This is a genomic window from Herbiconiux sp. VKM Ac-2851, assembly GCF_013205105.1.
Classification (GTDB): Bacteria; Actinomycetota; Actinomycetes; order Actinomycetales; family Microbacteriaceae; genus Herbiconiux; species Herbiconiux flava.
Genome location: NZ_JABMLJ010000002.1, coordinates 711,562 through 728,118, shown reverse-complemented (window position 1 = coordinate 728,118; position 16,557 = coordinate 711,562). Strand labels below are relative to the sequence as shown.

At 72.6% G+C, this 16,557-nt stretch carries 11 protein-coding genes; 3 read left to right on the top strand and 8 right to left on the bottom strand.

The window, feature by feature from the left end:
* Positions 1 to 3: 3 nt before the first annotated feature.
* Entirely contained in the window at positions 4 to 927 is a 924-nt protein-coding gene (locus tag HQQ85_RS10080; RefSeq protein WP_173182362.1) for a ketopantoate reductase family protein, read from the bottom strand.
* Positions 928 to 1,011: 84 nt separating this feature from the next.
* On the opposite strand from HQQ85_RS10080, the gene HQQ85_RS10075 reads away from it, so the two are divergent.
* Positions 1,012 to 1,560 carry a TetR family transcriptional regulator gene (locus HQQ85_RS10075; protein WP_173182361.1) on the top strand — a complete coding sequence of 183 codons (549 nt, stop codon included), beginning with the start codon at positions 1,012 to 1,014 and terminating at the stop codon, positions 1,558 to 1,560.
* 32 nt (positions 1,561 to 1,592) lie between these two features.
* Here the strand turns inward: HQQ85_RS10075 and HQQ85_RS10070 are convergent, their stop codons facing one another.
* Positions 1,593 to 2,510, bottom strand: a complete 918-nt coding sequence (locus HQQ85_RS10070; RefSeq protein WP_173182360.1) for an SDR family oxidoreductase — start codon at positions 2,508 to 2,510, stop codon at positions 1,593 to 1,595.
* 46 nt (positions 2,511 to 2,556) lie between these two features.
* The gene (locus HQQ85_RS10065; protein ID WP_173182359.1) at positions 2,557 to 3,105 is read right to left on the bottom strand and encodes a hypothetical protein; all 549 of its coding nucleotides are present in this window, start codon (positions 3,103 to 3,105) and stop codon (positions 2,557 to 2,559) included.
* Positions 3,106 to 3,360: 255 nt separating this feature from the next.
* On the opposite strand from HQQ85_RS10065, the gene HQQ85_RS10060 reads away from it, so the two are divergent.
* Complete coding sequence (locus HQQ85_RS10060; RefSeq protein WP_173181767.1) at positions 3,361 to 6,123, top strand: hypothetical protein; 2,763 nt, start codon at positions 3,361 to 3,363, stop codon at positions 6,121 to 6,123.
* Positions 6,124 to 6,148: 25 nt separating this feature from the next.
* On the opposite strand, the gene HQQ85_RS10055 is transcribed toward HQQ85_RS10060, so the two are convergent.
* The 3 genes from HQQ85_RS10055 to HQQ85_RS10045 all read right to left on the bottom strand — a co-directional run bounded on the left by HQQ85_RS10055 (position 6,149) and on the right by HQQ85_RS10045 (position 10,138).
* Positions 6,149 to 6,487, bottom strand: coding sequence for a hypothetical protein (locus tag HQQ85_RS10055; protein WP_173182358.1), 339 nt, complete (start codon positions 6,485 to 6,487; stop codon positions 6,149 to 6,151).
* 154 nt (positions 6,488 to 6,641) lie between these two features.
* Positions 6,642 to 7,988, bottom strand: coding sequence for a nucleotide disphospho-sugar-binding domain-containing protein (locus HQQ85_RS10050; RefSeq protein WP_173182357.1), 1,347 nt, complete (start codon positions 7,986 to 7,988; stop codon positions 6,642 to 6,644).
* Positions 7,985 to 10,138, bottom strand: a complete 2,154-nt coding sequence (locus HQQ85_RS10045; RefSeq protein ID WP_173182356.1) for a glycosyltransferase — start codon at positions 10,136 to 10,138, stop codon at positions 7,985 to 7,987. The genes HQQ85_RS10050 and HQQ85_RS10045 overlap by 4 nt, the downstream gene beginning before the upstream one ends.
* 153 nt (positions 10,139 to 10,291) lie before the next feature.
* Between HQQ85_RS10045 and HQQ85_RS10040 the strand changes: the two genes are divergently transcribed.
* Entirely contained in the window at positions 10,292 to 11,539 is a 1,248-nt protein-coding gene (locus HQQ85_RS10040) for a polysaccharide pyruvyl transferase family protein (protein ID WP_173182355.1), read from the top strand.
* Here the strand turns inward: HQQ85_RS10040 and HQQ85_RS10035 are convergent.
* Positions 11,529 to 14,030, bottom strand: a complete 2,502-nt coding sequence (locus tag HQQ85_RS10035; protein WP_173182354.1) for a family 78 glycoside hydrolase catalytic domain — start codon at positions 14,028 to 14,030, stop codon at positions 11,529 to 11,531. The two genes, HQQ85_RS10040 and HQQ85_RS10035, sit on opposite strands and share 11 nt — an antisense overlap.
* Positions 14,027 to 16,411: a beta-galactosidase gene (locus HQQ85_RS10030; protein ID WP_173182353.1), complete on the bottom strand. Its 2,385-nt coding sequence runs from the start codon at positions 16,409 to 16,411 to the stop codon at positions 14,027 to 14,029. The genes HQQ85_RS10035 and HQQ85_RS10030 overlap by 4 nt, the downstream gene beginning before the upstream one ends.
* Positions 16,412 to 16,557: the final 146 nt, after the last annotated feature.

The window sequence follows — 16,557 nt, the reverse complement described above, 5'->3', positions numbered from 1 at the left end:
CGTTCACCGCTCGAGGCGTGGGGTGGGGATGCCGAGCCGCCGTGCTTCACCAAGCGTGTCCCGCAGGACGGCGAGCGCCTCCGGGGTGGCCGGGTCGGTGTGGGCCTCGAGGCTGCGGCCGGCGAACGGGATCAGGGCTGTCGCCCATCCGGAGACCGCGGCGACCAGGTGCGGCAGCCGGTACGGCAACGTCGCGCCACGGTGCCGCCCGAGATCGACGCCCCGGGCCTCGAGAACGGGAAGCAGCTCGCGAGTCGTCAGGAAGGCGTCGCGGAACGCCCGCCAATCTCCGACCATCGCGGCCAACGATCCGCTCCGCAGGGCCTGATCGAACATCCCGGCGTCGGCGAGGAAGTGCAGCCAGAGCCACCCGCGGATATCCCGCTCCTGCCGTACGGCGAGACCCGCCTGCCGGAAGGCCGTGAGCACGTCCTGCTCCCGGCGCCCCGGCGCTCCCGACGGCAGGCCGATGACCACCGACGGGAGCATCGCGCCCCGGAGCACGCCGTCGTCGCCGAAGCCGCCGCCGGCCTGCGGGAAGCCGAACACGAGACGGTCGGCAGGAACCGGCGCGACCGCCGCGACCGGCTCCTCCCAGATGTTCCCCAGCACCAGAAGGGTCGCTGCGCCCAGCCGAGGAGCCAGGAACTCGGCCGCCTCAGCGAGACGGTGATGCCCCACGCTGAGCACGATCAGCTCGAAGCCGTCGTCCGGGTGGAGCGATTCCCGCAGGGTGGTGCGGAACGACTCGTGGACGCGGCGACCGAACGGTCTGCGGCGTCCGTCGAACCAGTCCAGCTCGACCTCGTCGCCGTATTCGGCGGCGCGTCCCGGTCGCACGTAGAACTCGACGTCGTGCCCGGCGGCGCCGAGCACACGGCCGTACAGCGTGGCGATCGTTCCGCGACCGAACATCAGAATGCGCATGGCAGGCTCCTCGCTAAGATGGAGCTCGTCTCCGGTTACGAGGATATGGAGACAATCTCCACTTGTCAACGGGAAGGCCGGATCGTGGCCGAGACACGAGCACTGCGCGCGGACGCGCGCCGCAACCGCGACGCGATCGTCGACGCCGCGCGCGCCGCGTTCGACCGGGACGAGCACCTGCGCTTCGACGACTTCGCAGCCCTCGCCGGCGTGGGAGTAGGAACCCTGTACCGACATTTCCCGACCAGGGAGGCCCTGGCCGCGGCCGTCTATCAGGGAGAGGTCGCCGCACTCTGCGAGCAGGCCCGTGATCCGGCGCGCTCCGCGGTGGAGAACCTCGAGGCAGTGCTGCGCGGGTTCGTGGAGTACGTGGGGGCGCACGCCGGTCTCGCGCGCCGGCTGGCGGCTCTCGTGGGCTCGTCCGTGCAGGCCGACGGAGGGATGGAGCTCGAGCGCACGATCGCCGACCTCCTGACCCGGTCGGCCGCTGACGGCACGGTGCGCGCCGGCGTACCCGTCGACGCGGTGATGATCGTGCTGCACGGGATCGGCGCGGCCACCGATCGGCCGGACTGGGCGGCCGGGTCGCGCGCGGCCGTGGAGCTGCTGCTGGCCGGTCTCAAGACCGCCTGAATCGCACAGGTCGTCCGGTCAGCGCGTACCGGTCAGGGGGTGGGCATCGCGCCGTTGACGTTGAGGGTCTCGCCCGAGACGTAGCTCGACTCGGCCGAGGCGAGGAAGACGTAGGCGGGCGCGAGCTCGGCCGGCTGACCGGCGCGCTGGTAGGTGCTCTCGTCGTCGAAGGCCGCCATCTGCTCGTCGCTGACGCCGCCCGAGACCTGCAGCGCCGTCCAGGTCGGGCCGGGCGCCACCACGTTCACGCGGATGCCCCGTGGTGCCAGCTGCTGCGCCAAACCCTTCGAGAGGTTGTTGATCGCCGCTTTCGTGGCCGCATAGTCGACCCGCTCGGGCGAGGGCTGGTAGGCCTCGAGCGACGCCGTGTTGATGATGGATGCTCCGGCCGGCAGGTGCGGCAGGGCGGCCTTGGTGATCCAGAAGTTCGCGAAGACGTTGGTGCGGAAGGTCTGCTCGAACTGCTCGTCGGAGAGGTCCTCGAGCCGGTCGACCGCGATCTGCTTGCCCGCGTTGTTGACCAGGATGTCGAGGCCGCCGAGCTGCTCCACCGCGTCCGCGACGAGCTGCCGGCAGTGCGCCGCGTCGGTGATGTCGCCCGGCAGGCCGACACCGCGGCGCCCGGCGGCCTCGATGAGATCGAGGACGTGGCGGGCATCCGCTTCTTCGTCGGGGAGGTACGAGATGGCGACGTCGGCACCTTCGCGCGCGAACGCGATGGCCACGGCGCCGCCGATGCCCGAGTCGCCGCCCGTGATCAGCGCCTTGCGGCCCATCAGCCGGCCGAGGCCGCGGTAGCTCTCCTCGCCGAGGTCGGGCACCGGCTGCATCGGCCCCTGCACGCCGGGCTCGGGCTGGTGCTGCACCGGCGGCTCGACCCGCGCGTACCGGGTCACGGGGTTGTCGAAGCTGTACTGGTCGCGGGCGTCGTCGCTGCTGGTCGGGCTCATGCGGCTCACCGTACGCCGCCCGTACCGCCCCGGCGACGGGCTCCCGTCAGATCGCGCCCAGCCCGGCCACGAGCGTCGTCACGCCGATTGCGAGGAAGACCGGGCCGCCCAGCACGCCGCACCAGAAGCTGGGGGCCGCGACCCGGCGAGGCAGGAAGAACGCGACCACGCCGACCGCGGTGAGCAGCACGGCGGCGACCATCAGGATCGGCTGACCGAACACGACGGCGAGCGGCACGAAGTGGATCCCGACGACGACCATCGCCGGGGCCGCGACCAGCTCGGCGCGCTTCGTGCGCACCAGCCACACGCCGACGACCGCGATGGCGATCACCTCGACCCACGCGACGACGATGTACCAGACGAGGGCCGGCGATCCCGGGACGAGTGCCGAGGACGCATCCCAGTTCCGCACGAGGGGCGGCAGGCCGACACCGAGGAGCGCGAGCCCCGCGGCCTGGATCACGACCAGCACGACCCGCCAGCGCACACCCTGGGGCGGGCGCTCGTGCGCCCACCCGGCCCAGACGAAGGCGACCAGGCCGAACAGCGCCCCGGTGAACAGGAGGTCCCGCGGGAAGGTCACGTCGATCATGGGCTCGACGCTAGTCGATCAGTGCGGCGGGGTCGCGATCGCGCTCATGCGGCTCACCGTACGCCCGAGTGGACCCGATAGGGGTGCGCCCGAGTGCACCCGATAGGGGGACTGTGCGGAGAGCGGACGGGCAGGCACCATGGGCAGGCACCGTCGACCGATCCGCCCGCTCACGACCACCGCACAGATTCGAGAACCCCGATGCTCCCGCGATCGCCCCGCCGCCCTGGCCGCCCCTCTCGATCAGGCTCCCGGATGCCCGGAGCCCGCCGGCCGGGAGCCCGGCTCTCCCGTGCGGTGGCCGCCGTCGCCGTCACCGCGGTCCTCGCGGGCGGGGCCGTCGTCATCGAGCAGCCCCAGCCGGCCCAGGCGGCGTCGTGGTCGGGTGCCGGGACGGCGACGACCTGGATCAGTGGGATGAACTCGGCGCTCGGCAACGTGGGCAAGCTGCTCGGCCGCGAGTTCACGGGGGCGTCGCTCTTCCTCGACATCCTCGGACCGACGATCTCCACCATCTTCGGCGGCGACACCGGTCCCGGCATCCAGGACGTGCTCGACCGTCTGCAGCAGCTCGACGACATCGAGCGCAAGCTCGATCAGCTGCAGGTGCAGCTGGCCGACGTCAAGGAGAACGTGCTCGAGCTCGAGGACACGGTCGTGCTCGGCCAGTGCGTCACCCAGTCGAGCGACCTCCCCCACTTCATCACCTCGGTCGAGACCTCGCAGGCCGTGTACACCCAGGTGATCAAGGAGCTGCAGCGCGTTCAGGACGACCGGCTCACGAACACGTCCCGGCTGCAGGGGTACATGGACGACTTCGTCGACGTGACCCTCGGCACGAACCCGAAGCGGGACGTCGTCAACGTCGAGACGAGCCCGATGGCCCACGACATCCGGGAGGCCCATCAGTACATGGTCACCCACGGCAGCACCCCCGGCGTCATCCAGACCTGCGGGCGCGCCCACCTCACCGACTGGAAGCTGAACGCCGCCGGGGCCGCCGCCCGGCAGGCCGCGGGCCAGAACGACGTGGGGGTGTGGCTCGACGACCGTCAGTACTACGCCCCGGTGCAGGACATCGTGACCTACTGGCAGACCGTGCAGGCCCAGGGGATGTACCTGCTGCAGCAGGCGTCGCTGATGCAGGCGTCGAAGCTCTACACGACGAAGGACCACGGCTCGGTGCCCGCCGACGCCGCCGGCTCGGTCTGCGCCCTGGCGGCCCAGAGCGCTCCCGACGGACAGGCGGCCACGGTGTGCGACAGCGCGCTGAGCTTCTCGCGCACCTTCTACGCCGGCATCGTCGCCGAGTGGACCGAGGTCGGGCTGCCGATCTCGAACGACGACGTGGTGATGAGCCTCGGCACCGACATCACCGGCGTCACGAACGCCGGTGTCACGATGGATTCCCTCGTGTGGGCCAGGAAGCCCGGCGGCTTTCCCGAGTCCTGGGCGACGAGCGGCACCTGGACCGACTCCCCCGCTCCGGTCGCCTACTCGGGGATCCCGGGCTTCAAGCCGGCGAACTCGACGCAGTGGAACACGCTGCTCTCGGGCTACACCACCTCGCACACGGCGATCGCGGCGTCCCTGCGCATCCCGCTCCAGCTCGCCGAGCACGGCTACCTGCCCTACGACCTCGCGCGGGTGCAGCCGTACCGTCCGTACGACCTGCTGAACCTGATGGGTGAGAACCGGCTGCCGGATCCCGCGCCCGGAACCGACCCGCGGAGCTTCGACACGACCGGCGTGAAGATGGTCTGGATCCCGAACGAGACGGCCACCCGGGACATGCCCGCCTGGCAGTTCTACTCGCAGTACCGGGGCAAGACCTTCGGCGTCACCAAGAACCTCGCCTTCCCTCCGACGACGATGCTCGATCGACGGAGCAACCCGAGCTGGGTCGTCGAGAACGGCCTCACCGTCAAGTGCATGGTGGCACCGGTCGACGGTCTGCTGTGCGGGAGCGAGACGATCGCGTCGTGGTTCGTCGCGCAGCAGACGTCGGACTGGTCGGGGCGGGACAAGAAGTTCTCGGTCACCCCCGGTTCGAGTTCGCTCGATCGCTTCGAGGGTCAGGCCCGCACCCCGGTGCACTGCGAGGAGTACGTGATCCGGGACGACCACTTCCAGGGCTGCGAATGGGAGTTCGACCTCGGCGTGACCGCGGTGCCGAGCTGGCTCGCGCTGTTCGAGCAGAAGGACGGGGGATCCTTCCTCGGGCGCTCCGACCCGCAGACCCTCTGGCCGGTCGCCGCGAAGCCGAGCGAGTGCCCGAAGACGAACTGGGGTGCGGACACCCGCTGCGGAGCGTCGCTCGCGGCCTGGCTGAAGCAGAACATCCCGAACCCCGACCTGCCGGGGCCGCTGCCGGCGGACGAGCCGGTCATCCGCACCGGCTCCTCGGGGGGCGCCGTCGTCTGCCCGACCCCCGCGTGGCGGGCGAACACGGCTGAGGCAGGGGTGGCCGTCACGACCAGCGACGTGACCTGGTCGGGCACGCGTCCCGATGGCGCGAAGGCCACGACGACCACGGCGAAGGACGCCGAGCTCTCCCTGGTGGACTTCGTGAAGACGGCGTCGTGGTGGACGGATGAGGCGTCCGGCCGGCCCGCGTCGTTCACGCTGCACTGCAGCTTCGGCGCGCGCTACGCCGACCTGGCGACGACCTCGACCGTCTCGACCGCCGCCGTCGCGGTCACCCGGCAGGGCGACTCGTACGTGCTCGCGCCGACTCCGACACCCACACCGACGCCCACACCCACACCGACCCCCACACCCGCCCCGTCCGCGCCTGCACCCGGGTCACCGGGTGACGGGTCGACGGTGCCCCCCGCGGGTGGCGCGGCACCGGCAGCGGGCGACCCGGCGAGCTCCGACACCGCGAGCAGCGGCTCGGCCTCACTCGCGGCCACCGGTGCGCCCGACGCCACCGGGGGCTGGTTCGCAGCGGCCGTACTGGTGCTGCTCGGGGGGCTCGTCGTGGCCCTGCGCATGCGTCGCCGGCGGGCCGGCTGAGCCCTGGCGCGGCTTCTCCTGCCACTCAGGAGAAGCCGCGGCCGGCCTGCTCGCGGAGGGCGGCCGCGAAGGCCTCCGAGGCGAGCTTCTTGCGGCCCCGGGCGCTCAGCCGGCGGTCGCGCATGTCGAAGCGCGCCCGCCCGGTCGGCTCGTGCACCAGCACACCGACGACCGCCCCGGCGTCGGGCGGCCAGAAGTCGATCACCCAGCGCGGCTCCGCGATGCGCGTGCGTCGCAGCGCCCCGTCGGGCATCCGAACGTCGGCCGCCCACTCCCGCGTCGGCGTCAGCCCGTCGCTGCTCACCCGCCTGATGTGCACGAGCACGATCGTCGCCTCGGCGGCGACCTCCTGGCGTCTGAACACGGCGTCCCTCTCCCTCGCACGGCGGCCCGGCCGGTCGGCGCGGGCACATCTCCGACACTAGGAAGCGGCGCGCGGCGGGGGCACCGTGGCGACCACGGTGATCCGGCAGGGCGACTACGGTGCGAAGGCCGGGTGAGCGGCGCGAGGGCGGTGCCTACGGTGCGAGGGGTGGGGTGGCGGATGCTGCCGCCAGCGCCCGCGCCGGCCCCGGCGTCGCGCGGAGCGACGCCGACAGCGCCGCCAGGCGCACGGCAGGTTCAGGAGCGAGCGGCAGCAGCGCGGCGAGCGCCGCCGCGAGCGCGGACGGCGTCGCCGCGTTCGGGTCGAGCGCCTGCGCGAACCCCGCGTCGACGAGGGCGGCCGCCCCCGCGAACTGATCGGTCGAGAACGGCAGCACGAGCAGCGGCACGCCGGCGGTCATCGCCTCGGTGACGCTGTTGTTGCCGCCGTGCGTCACGGCGGCCGCGGCCGCACCGAGCAGCGCGACCTGCGGCAGGAACTCCCGCACCAGCCACGACGACGGCAGCTCGCCGAGCACCGCGCGGTCGGCCGACCCGATGGCGAGCGCGACCCGCAGCGGGGTCGTGGCGGCGAGCGACCGCAGCGCCGAGACGACCCGGGCGAGCACGTCGTCGCGCACCGAGAGGAAGCTGCCGAAGCTGACGTACACGACCGGCTCGTCCGACGAGGCGACCCACGCCTCCACCGCCGCCACCTCCTCCGCGTCCTCCGACCGCACGGCCGAGCCGATGAACGACGAGGCCGGGTAGCGGGCCCGGCGCCCGGCGTCCGCTAGCTCGACGGGGTAGTTGAACAGCAGCGTCTCGCCGTGCTCCTCGAAGGCGCTCGACGCGGGCGCCGCCGACGGGTTCAGCTCCTGCAGCGCGGCGTTCCACTCGGCGGTGAAGTTCGCGTCGACCTGCTCGCAGAGCGCCCGCAAGCTCGAGAGCTCAGACGGCACGAGTGATGACGAGAACACGGACGGCCAGGCCGGCGGGAACCCGTACACCTCGCCCGACCCGGGCACGGGCAGGGCCGACGGATGCCCGAGCACCACGTCCACGTGCGGGATCCCGGCCGCCACCAGCGCCAGTCGCGCGCTGAACGCGAGGTGGTCGACGAGGATGCGATCCGGCGCCACGGCCGCGACCACCTCCTGCACCCGCCGCGCGGTGCGCACCGGTTCCCACATCAGGTCCGACAGCCGCGCCGAGGCCTGGAACGACAGCGCAGCGACCATCCCGCTCCGGGTCGCGTCGAAGAAGCCGCGCAGCGCGTCATCCTCCCCCGCAGGCTGCTCCTCCGCCCGGATCACTCCGGGATTGGAGCCCTTGCCGAGCTGCAGCTCGACGCGCTCGAAGCCGAACGACCGCACGATCGCATCCGTCGCCGGCCCGGTCGCCACGATGACCCGCTCGCCCGCGGCCTGCCACGCGGTGCCGAGGGTGGCCAGCGGCAGCAGGTGCGAGGCGTAGTCGGGGCTGATGATGAGCAGGGTCACGCGACGCCCGCCGGGGAGTACTCGGTGTGCACGCCGTCGTAGACGCCGACCAGCGCCTCCGCCATCGCCTCGACCGTGAAGCTCTGCTCGACGGTCGCGCGCGACGCCTCGGGCTGGCCCGGGTTCGTGCCCGACTGCGCGAGTGCGAACGCCTCCCACATCGCCAGGGCCAGCGAGGAGACGTTCCAGGTCTGCGTCAGGATGCCCGTGACCCCGCGTTCCACGTAGGTCGCCGGCCCCCCGCCGTCGGGTGCGACGACCAGGAGCCCCGAAGCCATCGCCTCGAGCAGCGCGATGCCGAACTCCTCCTTCACGCTGCCGCAGACGTAGACGCCGCGCGGGGCGGCGAGCCCCGGAACGCCGAAGCGCCCCGCCGCGACCCAGCGGGCCACCGTGTCGTTCGGCCGGTGCCCGGGCAGCAGCAGCCCACGCTCCAAGCGGCGGGCGGCAGGAACGAGCGCGTCCATCAGGGCCAGCTGCTCCAGCTCGTCGACCGAGGGGTTCTCGAGGTCGCCGCCGATCAGCAGCAGGTTCGCCTCGTCCCGCAGCGGGCCGGTGGCCCACGCGTCGACGATCGAGGCCATGCCCTTCACCCGGTGGAACCGCCCGACGCTCACCAGCAGGGGCAGGCCCCGCCGCGCATCCGGAAGCCCCTCGAGCAGCGCCGAGAGCTCGGCCAGCGCGGGCGAGGCCGGCAGCCCGGAGGCGAGCGCGGCGGCCTCGGCGACCCCGCGGTCGACCACGCCGAGGTCGATGCCCTCGGGCACGACCGTGTGGCGCTCGGGGTGCGAGGTGACGTCGATGCCGACGAGCTCCCGCATGTCCTTCTCGAGCTGCGGGCGCGGGAAGAGCACGCTGTGCGCGGCGTTCGAGGCGAGCCGCTGCACCAGCCGGGTGCGGAACCAGAAGTGCTCGTTCTCGTCGACCTCGCCGAAGTTCGAACGGGTCAGCTGGCCCGCGAGGTCCATCGAGCGGATGACCGCGTGCGGGTCGGGCGCGACGGTGAACACCACGGGCACGTCGAGCTCGCGCGCCACGTCGGCGGCGGCGAGCGAGCCCACGTCGGCCATCCGCAGGTGCAGCAGGTCGACCCCGCCGGCGGCACGCAGCATGCGACGGATGCCCCGCCGGGCCGCCACCCGCAGCGGCCACGCCGAGGCGCTGTTCACCGGCGCGCTGAGCAACGGGATGCGGCCGTAGACGTGCCCCTCGGTGGTCGCCCGGATGGAGGCCACGCTCTCGACCGCGCCCTGCACCGAGCCGCGCGACATCGTGATGACCCGCTCGACCCGCCGCTCGGAGCCCTCGTCGACGAGGGCGTCGCCGAGGCGCACGAGCAGGGTCGCGATGCCGCCGTTGTCGCCCGAGCCGGCGTGGCTGAGGTCGGCATCGATGTCGGCGTGCAGGAAGAGCTGGGCCACGGTGAGGTCGTCGTGCGGCTCGTCACGCACGGCCGTGCCGCCCGCGAGATCGACGAGGGCGAGCCGCGCCACGTCGGCGAGGTAGCCCCCGCCCGCGGTCAGCCCGTCGAGGAAGGCGCGGATCTCAGCCGTCGCGGCCTCGTCGCGGCGCTGCCCGAGGGCGGAGACGGCGGCGACGCGCACCTGCTCGTCCTCACCCTCGTCGGCGGCGATGCCGAGGAGCGGTCGGGTGGCGATGGGCCCGCGCACGAGGCCCAGCGTCTCGACGAGGCGGTACCGCTCCTCGGAGCCCCGCACGCCGAGGAGGGCCCCCTCGAGACCGATCGCGATGTGCTCGGGTGTGGGGAACGCCCACTGCTCGAGGGTGCGCTGGGCGAGCATCCCGCCGAAGCCACCCTCGACGACCATGGCGATCAGCCGGCCGATGGCGTCGAGCCGCGGGATGCGCGAGCCGATCGCCCACGCCGCGTGCTCACGCAGGAAGGTGCGCTCGCTCGAGAGCAGCTGCGACAGCGCCCGGTCGGCCTGCTCGTCGAAGACCTGCGCGAGGGCGTGCGTCGCGGCGATGGCGACGAGCTGGTCGTCGTCGCGGAGGGCGGCCGTGAGGATGCGGATGGTGCGCACCCCGGGGTCGCGGTTGGCCTCGAAGGCCAGGTCGTCGGCCAGTCGCAGCGCGTCGACGATGTGCTCGGCGTCGCGGACGGCATCCAGTGAAGTCTGGATTCCCATGGGGGCCTCCCTCGGTCGGGGCGGCCCGCAGCGCCCGCGTGAGGGCGCGGTGGACCACCCTTGATCCTAGGCCGCGGCGGCTGGGAGCAGGGCGCGATTCCGCTAGCGTGAATCCGGCGTTCCCGCCCCGTTCACCGACCCCTAGGAGCCTCGATGCGTCTCGTCCTGATCGGAGACGTCGGCGTCGTCGACGACATGATCCACATCGGCGACGAGGCGATGTTCGACGAGGCGCTGCACCAGCTGCGGCAGCGGGGCGCGACCGCGGTCACCGCGGTCTCGGCGAACCCCGCCGAGACCGCCTCGCGCTACGGTGTCGACGCGGTCGCGCGCATCGGCTTCAGCGCGGGGGCCTCCCTCGACCGGGCCGCCGACGGCGAGCGGATGCGCCGGGTCGTCGACACGGCCCGCGGTCAGAGCGGCCTCCTCGCCCCCGGCGACCCCGCCTTGGCGGTCATCGAGGCCGTGCGCGCGAGCGACGGCGTGCTGGTCTGCGGCGGCGGCAACATGGCCTCGACCTGGCCGCTGCACATCTTCGAGCGGGCCACGCTCGGCGCCGTGGCTCGGGCGCTCGGCCGGCCGCTCGTGGTGAGCGGGCAGACGATCGGGCCCGAACTCACGGACTCCGACGGTTCGCTGGTGGCGTCGCTGCTGTCGTCCACCGCCGTGACCGGGCTGCGGGAACCGTCGTCGTACGCGCTCTGCCGCGCCCTCGGGGTGCCCGAGCGGCTGCTGCGCGCGACGGTCGACGATGCGAGCTTCGTGGGGGATCGGGCATCCGATGACGCCGCCGCCCTCGCCCCTGCTCTCGCCGAGCCGTACTGCGCGGTGACCTTCTCGACCCATCTGAACGGCGCCTCCCGCGACCTGTTCGCCGAGGCCGCGGCCCGGCTGCTCGACGAGGTCGCGCTGTCGACGGGTCTCGCGATCGTCTTCGTCGCCCACTTCGGCAGCCTCCTGGCCGACGAGGTGCGGGGCGACTCGGTGCTGCACAAGGCGGTGGCCGAGCGGATGCGCGTGCCCTCCTCCGCCGTCGTACCCGCCGACTCGGTGGCCGCCGCCGGCCTCGCGCGCCAGGCCTCGCTCGTGCTGACGAGCCGGTATCACCCCGCCGTCTTCGCGGTCTCGGGCGGGGTGCCGACCGTGGGCATCGCGGTCGACGAGTACACGACCGTGAAGCTGACCGGGGCGCTCGGCAACCTGGGGCAGGACGCGGTGCTGCAGCTCGACGAGGTGCTCGACGGGACGGGCGACGCGGCCTCGCGGGTGGCTGCCGACCGGGTGGCTGCCGTGTGGGCCGACCGGGCGGGCATCCGCTCGCGCGGCCTCGCCCGGGCGGAGGTCGCCCGCGCGTCCTCGGCCGCGTGGTGGGACGAGCTCGCGGCCCTCTTCACGCCCTGAGCCGGGCCCCCGGCGGCAGGACGACCTCGACCTCGACCCCGGCGGGCGCGACGGCCCAGACCTCGACCACCCCGTCCGCCCCGCGTCGCCATCCCGCCTCCATCCGCCCTCGCGGCGAGTCGAAGACGGTGAGGGCGTCGTCGACCCCGGGAAGCGGCCGGGGTCGCACTCTGACCTTCTGCCACCCGACCGAGTCGTCGGCCTGACGGAGGCCCGCGACGTCGCCGGTGAGCCAGTCGTCGATGACACCGAGCATGAAGTGGTTCTGCGAGATGACCCCGGTGTCGCCGAGCGCACCCTTCCACGACTCGGTCAGCGAGGTGGATCCGGCGGCGATCTGGTAGCCGTAGCCGGGCGCGTCCGTCCGCCGGATCAGCGCGTCGAGCAGGGTGTCGTGACCCGACTCGACGAGCGCCCGGATGAGGTACGGCAGCGAGTTCTCCCCGACGGTGAAGGCGTCGCCCGCGTCGTGCACGGCGGCGAGCAGCCCTACGAGCGCCCGCTCGGCACCGTCGTGGTCCCCGGAGGCCCGGGCCACGTCCCACCCGAGGGCCCAGCTCGCCTGGCTGCCGGATCCCCAGACACCGCTGACCGCGTCGAGGAAGCGACCCCGCAGCGCCTCCCTCACACCGTCGGCCTCGGACCGCAGCGCGTGGGACTCGGCCGCCTCGCCCAGCACCTCGGCGGACAGCGACGCGGTCTCGAGTGCGCAGGCCCAGCCATGGGTGGCGACCAGCCCCCGCGGGGTCCCGTCGTCGATCTCGATCCAGTCCCCTAGGCCGAAGTCGATGAGGTCGACCTCGGACCGCCCCCTCAGGTACGCCAGGTAGCGCTGCGCCGCCGGGAAGGACTCGGCCAGGATTCGGGAGTCTCCGTAGTGGCGGTAGAGCTGCCAGGGCACCTCGATGACGGCACGTCCCCAGTTCGGGTCGCTGCGGAAGGCGTCGATGTCGCCCTTCACCGCGAGCTCGCCGAAGACGACCAGCTCGGGGGCGATGTTCGGCACGAGACCGTCGTCGGTCTGCGCGTCGATCATGTGCCGCACCATGTCCTCGAGGTGCGCCTGCACGTCGTAGCCGCGGGCCAGCACCGGGAAGCAGTAGTGCAGCTGCTCGAGCCAGCCGAGCTTCTCGCGGTGCGGGCAGTCGGTGAAGACGCTGGACATGTTGCTCTGCACTGCCCGGTCGATGATCGTGTGCAGACGCGCGAGGAACGGGTCGCTCGTCTCGAAGGAGCCGACCCGTTCGTCGGCGGCGCGGAGCACCTCGAAGTTCAGCACGTCGTCGGACTCGGCCAGGTCGAGTCCCGAGATCTCGACGTAGCGGGCACCGTGATAGACGCCGTCCGGAGTCCAGTCGACCGTCTGCCCGGCGGGCGTGATGCTGTCCCAGATCGGGGAGCCGGTCGTGGACTGGTCGATGCGGCCGTCGTCGTCCAGGAGCTCCGCCGGGCGGAGGACGACGGGTTCGCCGGCGCGGGCGTGCTTCAGGCGGAGGCGCGGTCGCCCGGCCGCGTTCACGCCCAGATCGAAGATCCGCCGACCGCCCGCCCCGGGACCGAGCGGCACCGCCTGAAGGGAGTCGACCACCTGCACCGCCGGAGCACTCCGCCAGCGCGGGCGGCTCGGCACCTCGACCCGAACGACGGCCTCCCACTCCTCGGCGAGCCCCTCGACCCGGCTCTCACCCCCGTACCAGTGGGATTCGACCACCGGCCCGAGTCGCGCCTGCCAGTCGTCACCGGTGGCGACGGTCATCCGCTCACCACCGGCCGTCTCGATCTCGAGCTGGGCCGCTGCCCAGACCGGCTCACCGACGCGCTCGAACTTGGTGTAACGCTGACCGCGGGGCAGGAAGGCGATGCCGCTCATCAGCCTCAGCACGAGCGTGTTGTCACCGGACAGCAGGAAGGGGGTCACGTCCCAGGCGCTGGCGAGCGTGGTCGTGCGCAGCTCGGAGTACCCGGGCTCGAGTTCTCCGGCGATCGCCTTCACACCGTTCAGCTCGGGCAGGATCACACCGGAGCCGGTGAGGTAGAGACGGGCCGAGACGGCATCGTGCGGCACCTCGAAGCGGGTGCGGAGTTCGGGGAGCGGTGGAGCCGGCGCAGCGGGCGCCTTCCAGTGCCGGTGCGTGACGGGACGGGCGGTCCAGTCCTCGGTCAGCCACAGGGGAGCCTCGACGAAGGCGGGTTCCGACCAGGTCGGTCGCCCCGTCCCGTCGACGGCCCCGGCCGCCCACCAGACGCGTTCGCGGGAGGCCAGGGGCTCGATGGGCCAGTCCAGCGACGGCTCACCCGTGGTGCGGTCGAACAGATCGCCCTCTCCTCGGACCACCGCGGCCAGGGATGCGGCGCCGATCACCCGCACCTCTGCGCTCGACACGGCGGTGCCGAGTCTCCAGGACAGGCGAGGAGCCGCTCGCGTGCCACCGATCGGGTCGACGAGACCGTCGGCCCGGAGGCCGCGGGGGGCGTCGTCGCCCCGGCTCATCGCGTGGGCCGCTCTCGCCAGCTGCCCCGCCGCACCGCGCTGACGGAGTCGACGGCGCAGAGAGCCCGGCCGTCGGCACGGCGGCGGCGGTCGGCGTCCCGGGGCAGCCCGACGCGCGCATCCTGATGCAGCGGGAGCACCTGGAGCTCGACGACCGAGGCCGGGCGCAGGTCGAGCCGCGCGAGGTCGATGATCCAGGGCGCACCCGACCAGAACTGGTCTCCCACGACGACGCCGTCGACGAGGAGCCGGGCCACGTCACCGGCCCAGGCCACCTCGAGCTCCCCACCCTCGACCGCCCAGCTCGGGAGGGGCAGCTCGAACAGCGCTGCGTGCTGCTCGAAGGCGTCGTCGTCGGGCGCGCTCGCCCGGCCGTCGTACTCCCCGTAGCCGGCGGGCGGGGTCTGCGACTGCGTCCGGACCTCGAAACGCAGCTCGACGGGGCCGAACGACGGCGCCGTGATCTCGGCCTCGACGGGGCCGAACCGCCGCGAGCCGGGCTCGTACCGCTCGACCGCCGGCCCGGCCGCCTCGAACCGGCCCGCGAGCGACTCGCCGTCGGCCCAGAGCGGATCGGCCCAGAGCGGATCGGCCCAGAGCGGATCGGCGGAGAGCAGGAGGCTGCGGTGCTCGCCGGCCCCGAGCACCCACAGGCGATCGGTCAGCCGGGCGGGAATCACCAGGACGTCGAGGCGGTGCCCGCCGTCGGTCACCCGGAGCACGGCGGGCTCGGTGGTGTCCACGACGGCGACACCGCCATCGGCGACAGTGACACCCGGTGCGGCGTCGATCCGGGCCGAGGATCCGAAGGCGAGCCGGGGGACGATCCCGGGTTCCGCGGTGAGCACCAGGGTCGGGACATCGCCCTCGAGGACGGTGAGCGCCGTGGCCGTCGCCCAGTCGACCGTCACCCCGCCGACGTCGAGGCCGACGGGCCAGCGCGCCAGGGTTCCGGTCGGGATCGTGATCGGCACGTCGGGGAAGGCGACCCGACGGTCACCGAGATCGATCGAGAAGCGGGCGTCGTCGTAGTCGGGCATCGGCACGAACGGCTGGTGACGGCTGATGAAGACGAAGGCCGTCGTGCCATCGCTCCTGACCGCCCAGCGCATGGTCTCCACGTCGTCGACATCGTGGGGCATCTCATCGGGGAGCGAGGAGGGCATGGGAGCCAGGAGCGAACCGAACGCCTCGAGGAAGGCATGCTGCCGCCGCAGGTGCGCGTGGGACTCCGCGAGCCGGCCGGTCGCGCCGATGGGTGCCCCGAAGTCGTAGTCGAAGCGCGGCAGGTCGTTGGGGTAGTTCGTCGCATGCGACTCCTGCAGGCCGAGACGCCCGGGAGGGTTGATTCCGCCGGCGTACATGTAGTAGCCCTGCCAGGCGGACCCGTTGCCGATCTTGTTCTGCGCGATCGCTGCGACGTCGAGTCCGGCGACCCGGGGCCGGCGCTGATACGCGGTGACCATGCCCCCGCCCAGCTCGCATGTCGCCGCCGGGAAGAGAGCCGACGGCGTCCGCAGCTCGACCGCATCGGCCGATTCGCCCCCGATACCGGCGTGCTGCCTCAGGTCGGCACCGATGCCCGGATCGTCCCAGACGTGCGAGGAGAAGAAGTGCTCCCGGAAGGTGATGTCCCACGGAGCGTCCCACGACACCCAGAAGCCGTCGCCGTAACCGCCGAAGAGAGGCATCACCACCTCGTCGGGCAGGCTGGCCCCGCCCCAGCCCGTGGCGGTCCAGATCGGCGCGCGCATGCCGGCGTCCCGGGCGATCCTCTTCAGGGTCGCGATGTGCTGCGGCTGATCGTAGAGCTCGTTCTCGATCTGGATCGCGATGATCGGGCCGTCCTCGACGAAGAGCCCCGAGAGCTCGTCGGCCAGTCGCTGGAACCAGGGACGCACCAGCGCCAGGTACTCGGGGTCGTCGGTACGCAGCGCCACCGGTGCGTCCTGCACCCAGTCGGGGAACCCGCCGTTGCGGGCCTCGCCATGGCACCACGGGCCGAGGCGCAGCACGAAGTCCAATCCGATCTCCGCGCAGAGTTCCACGAACGCCCGCAGATCGCGATCGCCGTCGAAGCGGATGTCTCCTCGGGTCTCCTCGTGATGGATCCAGAAGACGTAGCTCGCGACCGCCGTGACCCCGCCCGACTTCATCAGCAGCAGCCGTTCCCGCCAGTCGTGCCGCGAGACGCGGGAGTAGTGCAGCTCCCCGGTCACCGGGATGACCGGCACGCCGTCGCGCTCCAGGTAGCGGCTCGTCAGCCTGACGCGATCGTGCCGATCGACCTCGTTGCTCATCGCGGGGACGGTGAGCGGCTGGGCCCACGGGCGGTGCGTCAGGGCGAGCTCGGTCGCGACGGGACGGTGCGCGATGGACATCGGTGTCTCCTTCGAAAGCATGATGCTGACACCCTAGCTGAAATCGTTCCCAGCCTGAAGATCGGTCTTCAGGAGCAGCCGGTTCCGGTTTACACGTTTCAATCCCTGTGCCACACTGAGATCGATCACAGCCTTCAACGGAGATG

Coding starts and splice junctions, on each gene's coding strand:
- HQQ85_RS10080 (WP_173182362.1), bottom strand. CDS start 927: ATGCGCATTCTGATGTTCGGTCGCGGAACGATCGCCACGCTGTACGGC.
- HQQ85_RS10070 (WP_173182360.1), bottom strand. CDS start 2,510: ATGAGCCCGACCAGCAGCGACGACGCCCGCGACCAGTACAGCTTCGAC.
- HQQ85_RS10065 (WP_173182359.1), bottom strand. CDS start 3,105: ATGATCGACGTGACCTTCCCGCGGGACCTCCTGTTCACCGGGGCGCTG.
- HQQ85_RS10060 (WP_173181767.1), top strand. CDS start 3,361: ATGCCCGGAGCCCGCCGGCCGGGAGCCCGGCTCTCCCGTGCGGTGGCC.
- HQQ85_RS10045 (WP_173182356.1), bottom strand. CDS start 10,138: ATGGGAATCCAGACTTCACTGGATGCCGTCCGCGACGCCGAGCACATC.
- HQQ85_RS10040 (WP_173182355.1), top strand. CDS start 10,292: ATGCGTCTCGTCCTGATCGGAGACGTCGGCGTCGTCGACGACATGATC.
- HQQ85_RS10035 (WP_173182354.1), bottom strand. CDS start 14,030: ATGAGCCGGGGCGACGACGCCCCCCGCGGCCTCCGGGCCGACGGTCTC.
- HQQ85_RS10030 (WP_173182353.1), bottom strand. CDS start 16,411: ATGTCCATCGCGCACCGTCCCGTCGCGACCGAGCTCGCCCTGACGCAC.